The organism is Parabacteroides hominis (assembly GCF_014287585.1).
In the GTDB taxonomy this organism is placed as follows: domain Bacteria; phylum Bacteroidota; class Bacteroidia; order Bacteroidales; family Tannerellaceae; genus Parabacteroides; species Parabacteroides hominis.
Genome location: NZ_JACOOJ010000003.1, coordinates 60452 through 78091 on the forward strand (window position 1 = coordinate 60452; position 17640 = coordinate 78091).

A 17640-nucleotide genomic window follows, 5' to 3' on the forward strand; every position below is an offset into this window, starting at 1 on the left:
ATTTAAAATGAATTAATATCCCGGATTTTGTTCGATCGTGGCATATACGTTCCGTTCGATTTCAGAGTAGGGGATTGGCCAGAGATTGTGATAATCCTCGATTGTCAAACCAGTTTTAGGATTATACTTACGGTTTCTCTCTGCCAGTTTACCCATTCTGCACAGTGTAAGCATTCGCAATTCTTCACCGTATAGTTCACGCATACGTTCATCAAGCAGGAAGTCTATATTTACTTCGGAAGGCTCGATCGGATTGGCATTTGCTCTTGCCCGGATCGTATTGATATCTGCGGCTGCATTAGCCAAATCCCCTTTCTTTATATAGGCTTCAGCTCGGAGAAGGTAAGTTTCTGCCAAACGAAACATATATTCGTCTTTGTAATTACTGTTTGCGCTGTTGATCAGAAGGTGTTCTCCGAATGGAGTTATCAATGGATTACCGGTTGCATCTACTTGATATAATTCTTCAGGGAAATTTCCGATCCTGGAGAATTTGGTTATTAATGGAAACCATTGCCGTATAGAATCGACTTGTTTATAGTAACCGTCTTTCACCATCCATTGCCCGAAAGCGGGGGATGCCGGATTATCGATTTGCAGATCTCTCGTTATATTGTATGTCGAGTTTCGAATGTCCTGATCAGATCCTTTGGACCATAAAGTATTGAAAAAATAGTCCGTTGGTTGTATCCAACCAATTCCGCGTCCGCCTTTTGCATCTGTTACTCCCATAAAAGCCGTAGTTTTCACATCGACTCCTGCCTCATCTTTAGCTGTAATCTGGATATTTTGGTAGTAAGGAATGATAGCCCAAGGCATATTATAGGCTGTTTTTGAACCTGCGTTCAGATAATCATATTGTAAAACCCATAAACTCTCCTTATTCCCGCTGCTACGATTCTGATTGTTTAATCGGAATAGATCCCAGTATACATCTCCTTCTTCATTCGCTCTTGAACCGAAGCGATTTGTCATCAGAGCCATTGCCGGGTAGTTGATGACGGCTGTCGCTGTTTGAATCGCTTCGTCATATTTATTCTGGCAAATGTAAATTTCTGAAAGTAAATGTCGGGCTACTTGTTTGCTGATTTTTCCGTCTTTTACAGCATCAATATCCGGTAATAAAGTGATGGCTTCTTCCAGATCTTTTCTGATCTGCTCATACACTTCTTCTCTGGAAGCTCTGACATAATCCCGGCGAGGAGTCGAGACCTCTTCAAGAATCAGAGGAACTCCTCCGAACAGATTCGCAAGCATTCGATATGAGAATCCTCTGAAGAATAAAGCTTCTCCACGAATAACTTTAGCCTCCTCTTCAGGAACTGCAGTGGCGTTTGGAAGACGGCTTAATATTACATTTGCATTTGAAATGACGATATATACTTGTTTCCAAACGTTCGCCGGGACGCTGAATGTAGGAACCATTACGTTTTTATAATCATTCAATTTAGCTGCTTTGTAATAGTCCGTGGCATTAAATGCGAAATCTGTTGCATAATGAAATGCAAAACGTGTATCGGGGTCTAATTCCCATTGTTGGTATCTTACCCGGTTGTACAAATAATTCAAGGAAGATTGGAAATGGGCACTTGTTTCCATTGAGTTTTCCGGAGAGTAAAAATCTTTCGGCTCCTCTTTCAGAAAATCGTTTTCGTTACAAGATGATAAGGTGGCAAATGCTGCTAAAATCGCAATGCCGTATTTAATTGATTTCATGTTCATTCGTTATTAAAATTCAAGATTAAGACCTACGGAATAGCTTCTCATAACCGGATATTTGTTGGAAACCAAGCCTGTTCCGGTTTCCGGATCCCAGCCGTCCCAATCAGTAAAGGTAAGCAGGTTCTTTCCTGTTACATACAGTTTGAGCCGGCTTACTTTGAACTTGTTCAGGAATGCAGACGGTACATTGTAAGAGATCGTAACATCCTGCAGACGGACGAAGCTGCGTTGTACATACGGGGAGAATCCGTAGCTACCCAATGCCTGAGTATAATAACCCAACTGGCGGTAACGCGCATTCGGATTTTCCGGAGTCCAGTAATCGAAATTGAACAGGTTGTTCTGATAGATATTATCCGGATTGGGTAAATCTTTTCCCGGCTGGCCGTAATAATAATTTTTTCCTCCCTGAATCGAGTTGATCAAGAACTTTAATTCCCAGTTTTTGTAGCGGAAAGAGTTTTGTATGCTGAACCGGTATGCAGGATCTTCATATCCGATGATTATACGGTCTTTATCTGCTGAATATTTTCCGTCACCATCTACATCTTGCACTTTATAGGTCCCGTATTCAAAGCCTTCAGGTATCAAACCGGCTTGCTTGTCGGCAAGTTGCCACATACCGATGATATTATAATCGTAACATACTCCGTAAGGATGATTGATGAAAATTTTATTGGCCGTCAGGTCGTCTTCTTTTCCGTCTCCGTCGGCATCGATACCTAAAATACTGACAACTTTATTGCGGTTACGGGAGAAATTGAACGTTACATCCCAACTGAAATCCTTTGTTTCGATAGCCACACCTGTTACGGACATTTCAAAGCCACGGTTTCTCATTTTACCTATGTTCGACGAGATCTTATCCAAACCGTTGATTTGCGGAATATTGATGTCGTACAGCAGGTTGTTCGTCTGTGACAGGTAATATTCCATATTGCCGAAGATGCGTCCGTTCAAGGCACTGAAATCCAAACCGACGTTGAATGTGTTCGTCGTTTCCCATTTCAGATCGGCATTGGCAAGCGACTTGATCCATTGCATCTGTTCTGCATTGGCGCCATCACCGAACAGATATCCGCCGTTGATCGTAGTATTGTCTATGCTGATGCTACCGACACCGGCTCCCATCTGGGCAAGTGTTTGATAACGACCGACCGTACGATTACCGTTTTGTCCGTAAGATAAACGTAACTTCAAATTCTCCATCCAGTTGATATTGTTTTTGAAGAAATCCTCTTCACTGATACGCCAAGCCAATGCGGCAGAAGGGAAAACTCCGAACTTATGATTCTTCCCGAACCCGGAAAATCCGTCACGGCGAACAGTTCCTGTCAGGATATACTTGTCATTATAAGTATAAATGGCACGCAGCATGGTATACAAACTCGATTCTTCCCATGCACCGGATGTTGCTGTCTGTAAGTCGGCTTGTCCCGTATCCAGCTTGTTGAAGCCTAAAATATCATTGGAGAAGTTGGTTGCTCCAGCCTTTGTCATTTCATACTGTCTCTTTTCGATACCGTAAACGAAAGTCGCATTAATAGCATGTTTCCCGAATGTATTTTTGTAGGACAGTATATTGTCGACCGTATAATTGTACTGGCTGTTGTTTTCCTTCGAGCCGGAACCCGTGAAGTTCGCTCCCCATTTGTTGAAATTGTAGATTTTGTTTTCAATCAGGTTCTGCGAGAAATTCATGCGATAGTTCAAACCTTTCAGAAATGGAAAATCGATATCGGCATAGAAGTTCCCGAACAGATTATAGCGTTTGTTCACATCATCCTGCTGGATTGTCAGTAATGGATTCAATGTGTTTTTGTAGGGTTCCCGGATATAATCTCCGTTTTCGTCTGTTATGGCGACAATGGGAGGTAAGCCGGTCACTGTTCCCAGATCAGGAGATTGGCCGGAGTAGTCGCTGATCGTGAAGAAAGATTGTACGCCGACTTTCAGGAAGTCTGTGATTTTCGTATCCAGATTGACACGTACGTTATAACGTTTGTATGTGTCGTTGATGACCAAGTTTTTTTGATCCGTATAACCCATGGAAAAGAAATAGCTGCTCAGTTCGCTTTTGCCTCTGACACTCAGGTTGTGATTTTGTATATAAGGAGTTTTGTTAGTCAGCATTCCCCACCAATCGGTGTCAGTTCCGCTTTCATATCCGTCCAAGGCATTCCGGTCCATCAAATGGGATGTCGGATCCCAGTTCGGGTTCATTTGCAGCATGTTGTCCCCTGTACGGCTTTCTTCCAGATAACGATCTGCTATTTTGCGTAGAAATCCGTCACGGCCTTCCGGATACATATCTTTGTTTGTCGGTTCCTGATAGGAAAATGAACCGCTGTATTCGATTGTCGGTTTACTCATTACCTTTCCTGTTTTGGAGGTAATTAAAATAACGCCGTTACTGGCTTCCGATCCATAGATGGCGGCGGCGCTTGCATCTTTCAGGATATCGATGGATTCTACATCGTTCATATTGATATCGACCATATTACCACGGAAAATAATGCCGTCCAATACGATCAACGGGCTATTACCGCCACTGATGGACGTACGTCCGCGGATAGACATGTCCGGATCTTTACCTGCTTCGGACACAGCACCTACATTCAGTCCGGGAACCGTTCCCTGTAATGCCGAACCCAAGCTGATATTCGGTGATTCCTGCAAAGTTCCCAGATCGGCACGGACAACTGAACCTGCCAGGTCGCTCTTCTTGGCCGTACCGTAACCGACGACGACGACTTCGTCCAGCTTCTGTGCGTCTTCCGACAGTTGCACGTTGATGTTCTTCTGGTTGCCGACTGTAACCTCTTTGGTCACGTATCCGATATAGGAGAACTGGATAACCGCTCCCTGGGGAACCGATAGGGTATAGTTGCCGTCCATATCCGTGATGATCCCGTTGGTTGTGCCTTTTTCTACCACGTTTGCACCGGCAATCGGGCCTAAATTGTCACTTACCGTACCGGAAATCGTCACCTGCTTCTTCTGTTGTTGAACCGCTTGGGCAGAGATGATGATGTGATTGTTCCTGATGACGAATGTACATCCGCTCCCTTTCAGGATCAAGGCGAGTGCCTCATTCAAAGATTTATTGTTAACAGAGGCATTGATCTGTTTATTCAGATTAATGACCGACTCGTCATAGTCGACCGACATGCCTGTTTGTTTCTCTATTTCGGAGAAAGCACCCTTGATTGTGATATTGTGGGACGGCAGTGTGATCGACTGGCTGCTGGCAACTGTCTGTTGCGCAAAAAAGAAAAGAAAAAACATTAATGAAACGCGGAATAAACTAATTAGCTTATTCTGTTGTGTTTTCAGGTTTAATTCCATATTTTTGTAAAATTAGATATTTAAGTAAATACTATGCATGATTTTTATCCTGCCGGATATTTAGAAGTGAATAGTGTTGCTCGATTTCAAGCCGGGGAGATCTGATTGGCGTCATCTTCCCGGTTCTTTTTTTCATATTAGTATCTCCTCTTTGTTTAGTTTATGTACACTTTGTTCTCTTTTATTTTGTAGTTCAGCCCTTTTATCATCTCTTTCATGACTTCCAGTACCTGTTCCAGGCCCTCGTCAGGATTAAACTTCATTGTAAAGCTTCTGCCGGCGAAAGGTTCCGTCTCGTAATTGACCGTTACGTTGAATTTACGTTCGATGGTCTTTACGATCTGGTCGAACGAGGCCGTCTGGAATATCAGATACCCGTCGGTCCATTGCATTACACGTCCGGCGTCGACGGTGTTGAGCGACAGTGTTTCCAAGCGGTGATTATAGATGATTTGTTCGTCCGGCGATAAAATCAGGCTCGTATCTTTCTTCAAACAAGGATCGACCTGGATTTTCCCCTCTTCCAACGTGGCGATCGTAACATCCTGGTCCGAGTAGGCGTTCAGGTTGAATACGGTGCCGAGTGCTTTGACCGTCATGTGGGCGGTTTTGACCAAAAAGGGCTTCTCAGGATCTTTGGCGACCTGGAAACGGGCTTCCCCGTTGAGAAACAGGAGGCGTCTTTTTCCTCTGAACTGTTTGTCATAAACCAGTAAGGAACCGGAGTTCAACCAAACTTTCGTCCCGTCGGGCAGTTCTACCTGTTTCCGTTCCCCATTTGCGACAAAGCATTCTTTCAATTGGGCTTCTTCCACAACCGGATTTATTTTTGTCAGATAGTAATAGGTTCCGAAAACGCCTAACAACGGCAAAAGTATTATGGCGGCAATTCTCCTGATATACAAACCAATTGGTTTGTGAAGCGTCCGACCGGACGCTTCGATCCGCTTATGCAGGCGGGATAATTCCTGGAAAGTGGATTCGTCTGCCACGGCTGATTCCTCTTCCCATAAAGCACCCATCGCCTTTTCCTTCTCTTCCGGAAAATTCCGGTCAAGCAACCAGGCATGGAAGTTCTTCTGAATTTCCGGAGGCAGGTCGTTCCTGAAGAATTTCCCTATTAATATATGTATATTGCTTTTGCCCATTTTTCGTCTTTATATTATAGCTGACGGACAAGTGAGGAAGCACACACAGTCGGAAATGTATTTTTTTCAGAAGAAAAGCAGCAAAATGGAATATGCGATCTTCCGCAATTCGGCAAGGGCTTGTGTCATGTGGTTTTCTACCGTCCGTTTGCTGATGTTCAGCCGCTGGGCGATCTCTTCATTGCTCAAGCCGTCTTTCCGGCTCATAATAAAGATGTTCCGTCGTTGAGGCGGCATCTTCTCCACGGCAATGTCAATGAGCAGCGATAGTTCCCTGGCGTATAGTTCTTCCTCTATCAGGTCATCGTAGGCCGGCCTGTTTTGCTCTTTTTGCTGGTAGTTTTCCTCGATCAGGCTGTGTTCGTAATAATCATAGATCATGTTGCGGGCCATGCGGAAGAGATAGGCTTTAAAAGAATCTACTTTCGAGATCGTTTCCCGGTTTGTCCAGATTTTATAAAATATATCCTGAGTTATGTCGCTCGCTTCGTCCTGGTTCTTTATGAAACCGGTTAAGAAGTGCTTCAGTCTTGGGCTGTATTGGATATAAAGCATGTCGAAGGCTTTATGATCCCCGTTCCCAAGTTCTTCCAGATATTTTGACTCAAGGTTGATATCCATTTTTGTTTTGTGTTAAACTCTCTTTCCCTTTATTTAAGTATGAAAAACGAAAGATATGGAAAATAATCTGAAGAGGCAATTTTTTTCAGCAAGAAATATCGAATTGAACAACAGGCTTCATCGAATGAAAGACCGGATAAACGATAATTTGAAGCAAGTGCCTGATAACTCGTGACAGTTGCCGGCATCGAGTTGCTTGTCGACAATCGTCAGCAGGCCTGCCGACAATTGTGAGCAGGCTTGTCGACATCTGTCAGCAGGCTTGCCGACAATTGTCGGCAGGCAACTGGCTGCAAGGAAAATTCGTTTTAGACCGGGACTAAAGCATGATGATCTTCCCATACAGCCGGAAAGAGGACCGTGGAGGGAAGGCGGGCGTCTGGCAAGGAACAAATGGTTCGTGCAGAATAATAATCCAAAAGTGTCAAATATTTTGACGCTCGCTTGCAAGGTATTAGGGAAGCGGATAACTTTACCGGAAAAAGATCTTATGCAAGCCGGAACTATCCTGATCGTAGATGATAACAAAAGCGTACTGACCTCTCTCGAACTGCTTCTGGAAGATGAGTTCGAAGAGGTGGAGACTGCCTCGAACCCGAACAGCATCCTTTCGGTCCTGGACAGCCGGCCGGTCGATCTCGTCCTGCTGGATATGAATTTCTCCGCCGGAGTCAATACCGGCAACGAAGGGCTTTTCTGGCTCCGCCGCATACAGGAGATCGCACCGGGACTGCCTGTTATCATGCTGACAGCCTACGGGGATGTCGAACTGGCTGTCAAGGCGTTGAAGAGTGGGGCTGCCGATTTCGTATTGAAACCCTGGGACAACGATAACCTGATCGGGAAGATACGTGCCGCCCTGCACGAACGGAAATCCCGTCAGCCGGTGCACCCGGTGGCGAGGCCGAGCGAGCCGGCTATGATTATCGGGCATTCTCCCGTGATGATGAAACTGATCAAAGTGGTGACAAAAGTAGCCAAGACGGACGCTAATGTCCTGATCACCGGCGAGAACGGTACGGGCAAGGAGATGCTGGCACGCGAGATACACCGCCTTTCGCTCCGCAGCCGCCGCGAGATGGTCAACGTGGATATGGGAGCCGTCAGCGAGTCGTTGTTCGAAAGCGAGCTGTTCGGGCATGAACGGGGCGCTTTTACGGATGCACGCGAGAGCCGTCCGGGGAAGTTCGAGGCGGCACACGGGAGCACGCTGTTTCTCGACGAGATCGGAAACCTGCCGTTAGGATTGCAGGCCAAGCTCCTGGCAGCCTTGCAGAACCGCGAGGTCACCCGCCTTGGAAGCAACCGGAAGATTCCGGTCGACATACGCCTGATTGCCGCCACGAACCGCAACCTGCCGGAGATGGTCGCGCAGTCGCTTTTCCGCGAAGACCTGTTCTACCGCATCAACACGATACAGATCGAGATTCCGCCCCTGCGGAGCCGGCGGGAGGATATCGCCCTGTTTGTCGATTATTTCCTGAAAAAATATACGGACCTTTACAGGCGGACGGGGCTTACCCTGCATCCGCAGGCGTTGGAGAAGCTCGCAAACTATGACTGGCCCGGCAACATCCGGGAATTGCAGCATACGATCGAGAAGGCGGTGATCCTGGCGGAAAAGAATGTGATTCGTGCCTCCGACCTCTTTATCCGTCCGGGAAAGGCTCTATCTTTTAGCGAAGTGCCCAATTTAGAAGAGGTGGAGCGGCAGGCGATCTTGGCGGCTATCACCCAGAATGAAGGGAACCTGACGGCTGCGGCGGAGCAGTTGGGCGTGAGCCGGCAGACTTTGTATAATAAGATGAAGCGTTTCAACCTCTGATCCCCCGCCGGTATGTTCAGTGTCCGTCTATACATACGCATTCTTTTGCAAGTGGTCGCCATCGTACTGGTGACGGGCTTGGGCGTGGCCGGCATCGTTACGGGGCGGGCAGTCATACTGGGTTTCGTGGCCCTCTTTATCGCAGCGTGGCTGATCAGTCTCCTTGTCTATTATCTCAACGCTTCGAACCGGAGGATACAGCTTTTCCTGGATGCCATCGAGGACGACGAATCGATGCTCTATTTCCCCGAAGACATCGGTAGCCGGGAACAGCGTCGCCTGCATGCCGCCTTCAACCGCATACACATGTTGATGACCGAGAACAAACGGAAGGCGTTCGACCGCGAACTGCATCGCAAGGAATATGAATCGTGGGATAAGCTGATGCATGTCCTGACACACGAAATCATGAACTCCATCGCTCCGGTCGTCTCCCTCTCCGGCACGCTCCTTTCTTATTTCCGGACGAAAGACGCGCCGAAAAGCAGCGGGGAGATCACCGACGTCACCATCCGCAAGACGATACGGGGACTGGACACCATCAAAAGCCAGGGGCAAACCCTGATGCATTTCACCGAATCGTACCGGCAGTTCGCTTACCTGAAGCAGCCGGAGCCTAAGCCATTCCCGCTCACGTATCTGCTGCAAAACCTGCAAACCTTGTACTTGCCGGATATGCAACGGCTGCACATCGGTTTCTCCCTCGTGCTGTTCCAGCCGGAGATAACGGTCCATGCAGACGAAAAGCTGCTGTCACAAGTCTTGATCAACCTGCTGAAGAACGCTATGCAGGCACTCGAAGGGCAGGCGGACGGAAAGATCCGCATGGAAGTCGGTGCGGAGAAGAATCAATTGCTTATCCGGGTGACGGACAACGGTCCCGGCGTCCCTTCCGATCTGATGGAAGATATCTTCGTCCCCTTCTTCACGACTAAGGCTACGGGAAGCGGCATCGGGTTGAGTCTTTCCCGGCAGATCATACGGATGCATGGCGGCGAATTGTCGGTTGCTTCGCAGCCTTACCGGGAAACCTGCTTCACGGTTTCCTTGCCCATAAAGTCTTAAAGATTACCGTCTTCTGATCTCTACCCGCGAAGTGAGCGGATAGCGCAAGCCTTTGGAGGACTTATAATAGACTTCGGCCGCACCGATCTTCAGCTTGGCGCGTATCTTGATCGGGATATGGTTCTCGTCGTCGCCGATCCAGATCTCGGCGGCTTCCTTGCTTTGGGTAAAGGCGTCGTCGTAGATGTCGATATAGAAATGGCGGGTCCTGTACTTCAACGTCTCGCTCCGTTCCACGATCTGCTGCCCGGTATAGCGGAAACTGATGTTGATGCGTTCGCGCCCGATCGCCACCTGGAAGGGAAAGCTCTCGCCGCTCTTCATCTTGTTCCAATCCAGGGAACGCAGATACATCGTTGCTCCCAGCATGTCGAACATATAAGGGTCTTCCGTCACGAGCATCGTGTCGATCTTCGTGCGGGTGGGCGTATAACGGTGGGAATGAGCGAGTATCTTCTTTCGGTCGTAGGAGAAACGGATGTCGTCTATCAGATAATAGTCGTTCTCGTTTACCCGCTTCTCGCTCCGTAGAAGCAGCATGTCGGGGGTGAAATGGCAATCGATCGTATCCCGCATCTTATAGACTTTCTCGATAATGCCGGAGGTACGGAAGATAAGCCGGTAGTGGCAGGATGGCTCGCCCTCGTATTCCGCGTCGCGGATGGAAAGGGTGGCGTGGCCTGCACGGGGCATCAAAAGGCCCCATTTGAAGTACAACTCGTACTGCACTTCCTCGCCGGGGCTGAACCTGTGCCGGACCGGGATTTCCTGCGCCTTCGCACACATGGCCGACAGCAACAGCAAAAATGCCAGCCACAGGCGGACGGTGTTAGAACGGCATTCCCATGTTGCCGCCGCTATTATTCCTTGACGATGATTGTTGGCTTTCATCTTTGTAGTTTCTTTTCTTCTTGGTTGCTTCCTTCGGCTTATTCTTCGTTATCTCAAGAGGCTTCTGCTTGGCCAGCGGGGTGGAGTTGACATTCCAGGTCTCTTCGACCTGCCAGTTCTGCATGATCTCGTACATCTTGGGAGAATAATAAACTTCTTCGGGCTGCCGCTTTTCGGCATAATTACCGGTATCCCACACTCCGTTGTCGTTCGTGTCGATTACGATACGGGCATAATACTTATCGGGCTTCAGGTCCATAAAGAGCACTCCGCCGTCTTTTACTTTCGCTTTGCGGACGGGCGCGTCTCCGGTGCTTAGCAATTCGACGAAAGCAGTCGTATCCACACCGTTGATATTGAGATAGAGATGGCCGTATTCGTCTTCCTTCTTGATCTTGAACTCACCGGTAAAGAAGTCGTTCCACTTCCCGTAAAGGCTGTGGATAGCGGCGGAATCCACTTCGATGCGGTATTCTTCGCCATACTTCCACGGACGTCTGATAAAGTAGTTCAGGCTGTTGGTCGAATCGGGGAAGAAGTCGAAATCGACCGTGTTCCAAACGGTATCGACCTTCTGGTCGAGGAAGAACATATCTTTGTTGATATCCAATACCGGTTCGTTGAACGTGACGGATATCGTGTCGAACAAGTCCATCGAACCGGGAGCGTCTACCTGCATGCCTAAGAACACGATCGGATCGGGTTCGTCCTTCTTTTTCTTCTTTTGCTTTTCTGCCGGACGGCGGCGCAATACCAGCTGGACCGTGTCGGTCTGCGGACGCAGGATGTTCAGGGAGTCGCTCTTCGGATAGGAGACTTGCACCTGCAGGGTGTCCTGTTTCCAGACGGTCGAATCGGCAAGCCAGTAGTTGACGGCAGCACCGCCTTCCGTCTGCTGCACAAAATACCAGGTGCTGTCTTCCGGGGTGAAATTGATGGGGACAGGCACCGGAACGGTGTCTAACTTCGTGTTGAAACGCAGCGTAAAGTATTTTTCGTCCGGGCGTTCGGGTTTCACCATATACTGGCGTTCGAACTTTTCCTTGAAAAGGCGGAGTTCGATGTTGTCCGGGAAGAAGCGGGTATAACCGACTGTCCGGATCGTATCGATCGTCAGGCTGTCCTTCCAGATTGTGTCTTGCCGGGTCGTCAGTTCAAAGGAGGGAACGATGACGGAATCCAGGAAAGCAATATCCTCGCCCGGCTGGTCGAACTTATAGTCGCGGTTCACATCGTTCAGGGCGAAGATATGATAGGTTCCGGGCGCGATGTTCCGGATCGTGAACTCTCCTTTGTCATTCGTGCGGGAAGTGCGGTCGAACGGCAGCTTCACAAATGCAGAATCCGCCAGGTCGCGATGCAGGCCGATCGTAATGCCGGGCATCGGTTCGAGGTTCTCGGCATTCAGCAAGACTCCCGATACTTCGAGCGTATCGATCACGCCTCCGGTAGAGAACGCGAAAGAGAAGTTTTCAAATACGTTCTTCTCATTATTATCTGCAATGGAATTGGTGAAGTCGATCGTATAGGTCGTGTTGGGTTTCAGCGTGTCTTTCAGTTCGATCACCGCCTTCTTCCCGGCAGAGCGGATAACCGGCAGTTCCATCTGGGGCGGAGTGATAATCACATTCTCTGAAGGTTTGTCGATCTGGATCAGCTCGTCGAACAGGATTTCGATCTTTTTGCCTGTATAATTAATCTGGTTCGGAACCGGCGTACTGCTTACGAACTTGGGAGGCGTCTCATCATAGGGACCTCCGTTCGGACTACCGATATTGGCACATGAATAAATGACAACCAACAACAGCATCCCATACAGCAGGCGGAATGAATTTCGTATATATTTATTATCCATTTATGTCTATTTCAAATATATTTGACAAACACGCGCAAAAATAGGGAAAAATCCGGTGAAAATTAGTAGGATATCCTGCCATTAATCAATCTTTGCATTTAAACGGTCTTTTGTCCGATTGTCGTTTTCAACATCCTGAACCCGATCCTGCAATATAAACATTTCTTCTTTTCGCAATATTCGCGTTTTAATTGGATCAATGCCTGGCTGTCGCCGGCATGGTGGACGGCGATACCGGCGTTGCAGAAGGTGGAGACGATGGTGTTCTTTTCCGGGGGAATGCTCTCTAAAAGGCGGGTGGCACGTTCGCAATATTCGGGTTGCTTGTTGTGTAGGCCGTAGGCAAAGAGCATCGGGACGACCGTGTTTATCAGGAGGATATTCAGGGCGTTTTCGCCTATGGTCTTTTCCTTCCGGGGAGAAGCGTACCGGAAATGATAATGTGTCTCCCAATAGCCGGATGGAGGAATCCTGAAATACTTCTTGATCTCTCCGGTGCTCCCGGCTTCAAGGATGGCAGAGAACAGGGTGTCGTGCTGTACCCAAAGAGCGGCCAACTGCGCCACTTTCAGGTATGGGAAGTTGGCAGGCCGTGTCCGGAGATTCTTAAACACGAAATCTTCCATCGGCGAAAGGCCGAACTTATGGCGGAGAAAATCGTATTCCCGTTGCAACAGGCGGTAATAATGGTCGTCATTCTCCTCCGTCAGCATCCCCGCCTGTCCGAAAAGCATCGCTTCTATCTGCGAATAGCTGCTCCGCTGCTTTTGGATGCAACGGAGCGGCAGGCTCTTCGCCAACCTTTCAAAAGCATCATTATTCACGCCAAAGCCGAAGTTGCGGGTTAAAGTAATATAAAAGACTTCGTTCCAGTCTGACTGATACGCATCCAAAAGGAGGAAAATGTCATGCGTTTTCCGTTCCAGCCGCTCACTCAGCAAAGCCTCCATCCAGCAGGCTATATGCAACGGGTCGACCCTGGCGATATGATCGAGGCACGGAAGAGCCGTTTCCCGGTAAAGCAACCAATCTATACTGCGGAGAACATTCTCCGGAACGGTCAGGAGCATTTGTGGGACCGGTTCCCCGTTCGTTCGGACCGGCTGGAAGTCATCAACGCCTGTAATATGAAGGATTACACCGTCATAAGCCTTATCCGTCTCATGGTGATGAAGCAGCCAGTCGGAGGATTTATCATGAATTTCGACACTTCCCGCCCATAGCGTTCCGTCTATTTTTATTTTCGCATTGAAGAAATCGGGACCTGCATCCGTATTTTGCATTCCGGGATCGATTACCTGGACAGGACGTCCGTCTGTGGTAGCCAATGAAGTGGCCGCGTAAAGTTTGTATTTCCAAACATAATGTAATAAACGTTCCATCTTTTTTCAGAGTTAAGATTTATGTCCCAAATCTAAGCATTATTCTTTATATTTGCAGCATGTTATCAGTTGAAAGTTGAAAGTTTAAAATTGAAAGTTAAATATATAAGTATGAAGATTGCACTTATCGGTTACGGAAAGATGGGAAAAACTATCGAGCAGATAGCTCTTGGCAGAGGACACCAGATCGTGTCTATCGTAGATATCAATAACCCCGAAGAAATACACTCCGACAATTTCAAAAGTGCTGACGTCGCGATCGAGTTTACGACTCCGGCTACAGCATTCAACAATTATATGCAATGTTTTGCAGCAGGCGTTCCGGTCGTTTCCGGAACGACAGGCTGGCTCGACAAGATCGAACAGGTCAAAGAAATGTGTGAAAAAGAGGGTAAAACCTTCTTCTACGCTTCCAACTTCAGTATCGGCGTGAACATATTCTTCGCCCTCAACAAATATCTGGCAAAGATTATGAATAACTTTCCCGCCTACGATATCAAAATGATGGAAACCCATCATATCCATAAATTGGACGCTCCCAGCGGAACCGCTATCACACTGGCGGAAGGAATCCTTGAAAACGTGGATCGTAAAGATCGCTGGACTTTGGAAACGGCTGAGAAAGCAACCGATATTCCTATCCATGCCATTCGCGAAGGGGAAGTTCCGGGCATCCACGAAATCACATACGAGTCGGATGTCGACACGGTCAGCATCAAACACGATGCCAAGAGCCGTGCCGGATTTGCCCTGGGAGCCGTTATTGCCGCCGAATTTGCCGCCGGAAAGAAAGGTTTCCTCGGAATGGACGATATGCTTAAATTCTAATTAATAACAGAAACAAATGAAGAAGTTTTCCAAGAAACAATGGATTAAATTCAGCATAGCAGCCGTTCTCTACCTGCTTTTCACGCTTTGGATGCAGAATGCCTGGTTATTGTTGGGACTGATCGTCCTTGTCGATATTTTCCTGACCGGGTACATCCCTTGGGGAGCCTGGAAACGTACCAAGAATCCGCAGGTTCGCAATGTGTTGGAATGGGTGGATGATATCCTGTTTGCACTGGTTGCCGTCTATTTCATCAATATCTTTATTTTTCAGAACTACCAGATTCCCAGTTCATCCCTGGAGAAGTCTTTGTTAGTGGGCGACTATCTGTTTGTCAGCAAGCTCAGCTACGGACCGCGCGTGCCGAATACGCCGGTCGCTTTCCCGTTGGTACAAAACACATTGCCGTTCTTCAACAGTAAGTCGTACCTGGACTGGCCGGAGTGGGACTACAAACGGGTGAAAGGTTTCGGACATGTGAAACGGAATGATATTGTCGTGTTCAACTTCCCTGCCGGCGATACGGTCGCACTAAAAGTTCAGAACCCGGATTATTACCACTTGGTAGAACAATACGGACGGGAAGCTATCCTGTTGAATAAAGCGGATTTCGGTGATGTGATCTACCGTCCTGTCGATAAACGCGAGAATTATGTCAAACGTTGTATCGGTATGCCGGGCGATACGATTGAAATCCGGAACAATCAGGTCTATATCGATGGCGTTGCCGCCAAGAATCCGGAAAAGATGCAGCTCAACTACTTTGTCGAGACGGACGGTTCCATGTTGAGTGAAGAGCAGTTCCGCCTGCTGGATGTCAGCAAAGCCGACCGTGTATTGATCGACGGGAGCTACAATCCCCAATATATGTCTATGTTAAACATTCAGCCGAACGCCAACGGGCAGTATAACCCGGTTTACCATTTCCCGCTGACTCAAAAGACATTGGAGATTGCTAAAAAACTTCCGGTCGTGAAACGTGTGGTTCTCGAACCGGATCCTGTAGGAGCCGATTCTTATTATCCGGTAGACTACCAGACCGGATGGAGCCGCGACAATTACGGACCGTTATGGATTCCGAAGAAAGGGGCGACTATTCCGCTGACAGAGCGTAACATTGCTCTTTATAAACGTTGTATCGTCAACTATGAACATAATAAGCTGGAAGTAAAGGATGGTAAGGTCTACATCAACGGCAAGCCGGAGACGACCTATACATTCAAATATGATTACTACTGGATGATGGGTGACAACCGCCATAACAGTGCCGATAGCCGTTCCTGGGGTTTCGTACCGGAAGACCATATCGTAGGCAAGCCGATCATGATCTGGCTGTCACTCGATAAAGACCGCAGCCTGTTTGACGGTGGTATCCGTTGGAACCGCATGTTCCGTTGGGTACACCCTGACTAAGTAAATCTCTATGGGAGAAAAAAACGATGCAAATATGAACAGGAAGGGCGACTTTAGAAGTCGCCCCTACGTGGGGTGGGTGGTAACGATCGTTATCGCCTTTCTCATTGTTATACCTGTCCGTCGTTTCTGTATCGAATCTTACCGGATATCGACCGATGCCATGGAAGAGGCATTGCATCAAGGCGATTATATCTTAGTGAATAAATTACCGCTCGATGGGAATCCGGGACGTAACAAGGTCGTGCTCTTTACCAGCCCCCTGCTGAAAGATACGGCAAGCAGTCCCCTGTTCCTGAGCCGTTGCATCGGAATGCCGGGCGACACGATCCTTGTAAGCAATGACGGATATGAGGTGAACGGGAAACTGTTGCCCCACTCCCCGCGCTCGCTCAATACCTATTTCATCACTCAGAAAGGAGCTGACGACTTCCTGAAAGCCTTGCAAAAGCTGAAGATACCGGTGCGGAACTGGAAGAACGAAACATTCGGTTTCTCTTTCTCCCTGACTACCTTCGAAGAATATCAATTGCGTGAAGAACTGCCGGAAGAGATGAACGTTCATTTTATCCGGAACCAAGCTGCCCCGTACAAGCTGGTCGTTCCCCGTAAAGGCCGTGCATACCGCCTGGATGAAGCAGCCCTTACCGCCTGCAAGGAAGCGATACTGGCCGAGGCCGGAGAAAAGGCAGCTTTCCGCGACGGAAAACTATATTTAGACGGAAGGGAAACTACGTTTTTCTTCTTTGAACAGGATTATTACTGGATGCTCTCCGACAATGTAAACGAATCGGTCGATTCCCGCCACCTGGGCTTTATCCCGCGTGACCGTATTATCGGAAACGCCTGGTTCTGCTGGTTCAGCCGTGACAAACAACGAATCTTTAAACCTGTAAACTGATGCAACCTGTTTATATTTCTACAACCTACCTGGGCCCTGTCCAGCAGTATTGCAAACTGTTCCAATATCCGGAAGTGCGCCTCGAAACAGCCGAAAACTACCTGAAGCAAACCTACCGGAACCGTTGTACCATTGCGGCTGCCAACGGCTCGTTAGCCTTGTCTGTCCCCATCGTAAAGCCGGACACATTGAAGTGCCCGACCAAAGACATCCGTATCTCCGATCATGGGAACTGGCGTCACCTGCACTGGAACGCTTTGGTATCGGCTTATAATATGAGTCCGTTTTTCGAATATTACGAAGAGGATTTCGCTCCTTTTTACGAGAAGAAGTATGAGTTCCTATTCGATTACAATGAGGAACTGCGCCGGTTGATCTGCCGCCTGCTCGACCTGCATCCGAATATTATTTATACCGAAGAGTACCAGCCTGAAGTGCCGAACGACTTCCGCGAGATCATCCGTCCGAAACATGAAGGAGAGGATCCGTACTTCTCCCCGAAGCCCTACTACCAGGTTTTCCAGGACAAGCACGGATTCCTTCCGAATATGAGTATTGTGGATTTACTGTTCAATATGGGACCGGAAGGGTTGTTGGTGTTGCGGGATTCCATTGTAGCACCGGAGCAGCCCTGATCGAG

General features: G+C 48.1%; 13 protein-coding genes. 6 read left to right on the plus strand and 7 right to left on the minus strand.

Translation table 11 applies throughout. From position 1 onward, the window contains the following. Positions 1 to 12: 12 nt before the first annotated feature. The 4 genes from H8S65_RS02585 to H8S65_RS02600 all read right to left on the minus strand — a co-directional run bounded on the left by H8S65_RS02585 (position 13) and on the right by H8S65_RS02600 (position 6839). On the minus strand, positions 13 to 1716 hold the full coding sequence (locus H8S65_RS02585) for a RagB/SusD family nutrient uptake outer membrane protein (protein ID WP_186928408.1): 1704 nt from the start codon (positions 1714 to 1716) through the stop codon (positions 13 to 15). A 12-nt stretch (positions 1717 to 1728) separates the two neighbouring features. After that, the gene (locus H8S65_RS02590) at positions 1729 to 5070 is read right to left on the minus strand and encodes a TonB-dependent receptor (RefSeq protein ID WP_186928409.1); all 3342 of its coding nucleotides are present in this window, start codon (positions 5068 to 5070) and stop codon (positions 1729 to 1731) included. Between the two features lie 155 nt (positions 5071 to 5225). Next, the gene (locus H8S65_RS02595) at positions 5226 to 6218 is read right to left on the minus strand and encodes a FecR family protein (RefSeq protein WP_186928410.1); all 993 of its coding nucleotides are present in this window, start codon (positions 6216 to 6218) and stop codon (positions 5226 to 5228) included. A gap of 66 nt (positions 6219 to 6284) precedes the next feature. After that, on the minus strand, positions 6285 to 6839 hold the full coding sequence (locus tag H8S65_RS02600) for an RNA polymerase sigma-70 factor (protein WP_186928411.1): 555 nt from the start codon (positions 6837 to 6839) through the stop codon (positions 6285 to 6287). A 490-nt stretch (positions 6840 to 7329) separates the two neighbouring features. On the opposite strand from H8S65_RS02600, the gene H8S65_RS02605 reads away from it, so the two are divergent. Continuing rightward, entirely contained in the window at positions 7330 to 8664 is a 1335-nt protein-coding gene (locus tag H8S65_RS02605; protein ID WP_186928507.1) for a sigma-54-dependent transcriptional regulator, read from the plus strand. Between the two features lie 12 nt (positions 8665 to 8676). Then, positions 8677 to 9729 carry a sensor histidine kinase gene (locus H8S65_RS02610; protein WP_186928412.1) on the plus strand — a complete coding sequence of 351 codons (1053 nt, stop codon included), beginning with the start codon at positions 8677 to 8679 and terminating at the stop codon, positions 9727 to 9729. Between the two features lie 3 nt (positions 9730 to 9732). On the opposite strand, the gene H8S65_RS02615 is transcribed toward H8S65_RS02610, so the two are convergent. The 3 genes from H8S65_RS02615 to H8S65_RS02625 form a co-directional block, all read right to left on the minus strand. Next, positions 9733 to 10620: a DUF3108 domain-containing protein gene (locus H8S65_RS02615; protein ID WP_186928413.1), complete on the minus strand. Its 888-nt coding sequence runs from the start codon at positions 10618 to 10620 to the stop codon at positions 9733 to 9735. Next, the gene (locus H8S65_RS02620; RefSeq protein ID WP_186928414.1) at positions 10559 to 12475 is read right to left on the minus strand and encodes an Ig-like domain-containing protein; all 1917 of its coding nucleotides are present in this window, start codon (positions 12473 to 12475) and stop codon (positions 10559 to 10561) included. Before H8S65_RS02620 ends, H8S65_RS02615 begins: the two co-directional genes overlap by 62 nt. A gap of 98 nt (positions 12476 to 12573) precedes the next feature. Then, entirely contained in the window at positions 12574 to 13857 is a 1284-nt protein-coding gene (locus tag H8S65_RS02625) for a DUF2851 family protein (protein WP_186928415.1), read from the minus strand. Between the two features lie 111 nt (positions 13858 to 13968). Between H8S65_RS02625 and dapB the strand changes: the two genes are divergently transcribed. Genes dapB through H8S65_RS02645 form a run of 4 tightly spaced genes read left to right on the plus strand, consistent with a single transcriptional unit; the run spans position 13969 to position 17635 of the window. Then, on the plus strand, positions 13969 to 14685 hold the full coding sequence (gene dapB, locus H8S65_RS02630; protein WP_186928416.1) for a 4-hydroxy-tetrahydrodipicolinate reductase: 717 nt from the start codon (positions 13969 to 13971) through the stop codon (positions 14683 to 14685). Positions 14686 to 14701: 16 nt separating this feature from the next. Continuing rightward, complete coding sequence (gene lepB, locus H8S65_RS02635) at positions 14702 to 16099, plus strand: signal peptidase I (protein ID WP_186928417.1); 1398 nt, start codon at positions 14702 to 14704, stop codon at positions 16097 to 16099. 34 nt (positions 16100 to 16133) lie between these two features. Continuing rightward, positions 16134 to 17000, plus strand: coding sequence for a signal peptidase I (lepB, locus tag H8S65_RS02640; protein WP_186928418.1), 867 nt, complete (start codon positions 16134 to 16136; stop codon positions 16998 to 17000). Beyond that, positions 17000 to 17635, plus strand: a complete 636-nt coding sequence (locus H8S65_RS02645) for a WbqC family protein (protein ID WP_186928419.1) — start codon at positions 17000 to 17002, stop codon at positions 17633 to 17635. The genes lepB (H8S65_RS02640) and H8S65_RS02645 overlap by 1 nt, the downstream gene beginning before the upstream one ends. The last annotated feature ends 5 nt before the right edge of the window (positions 17636 to 17640 follow it).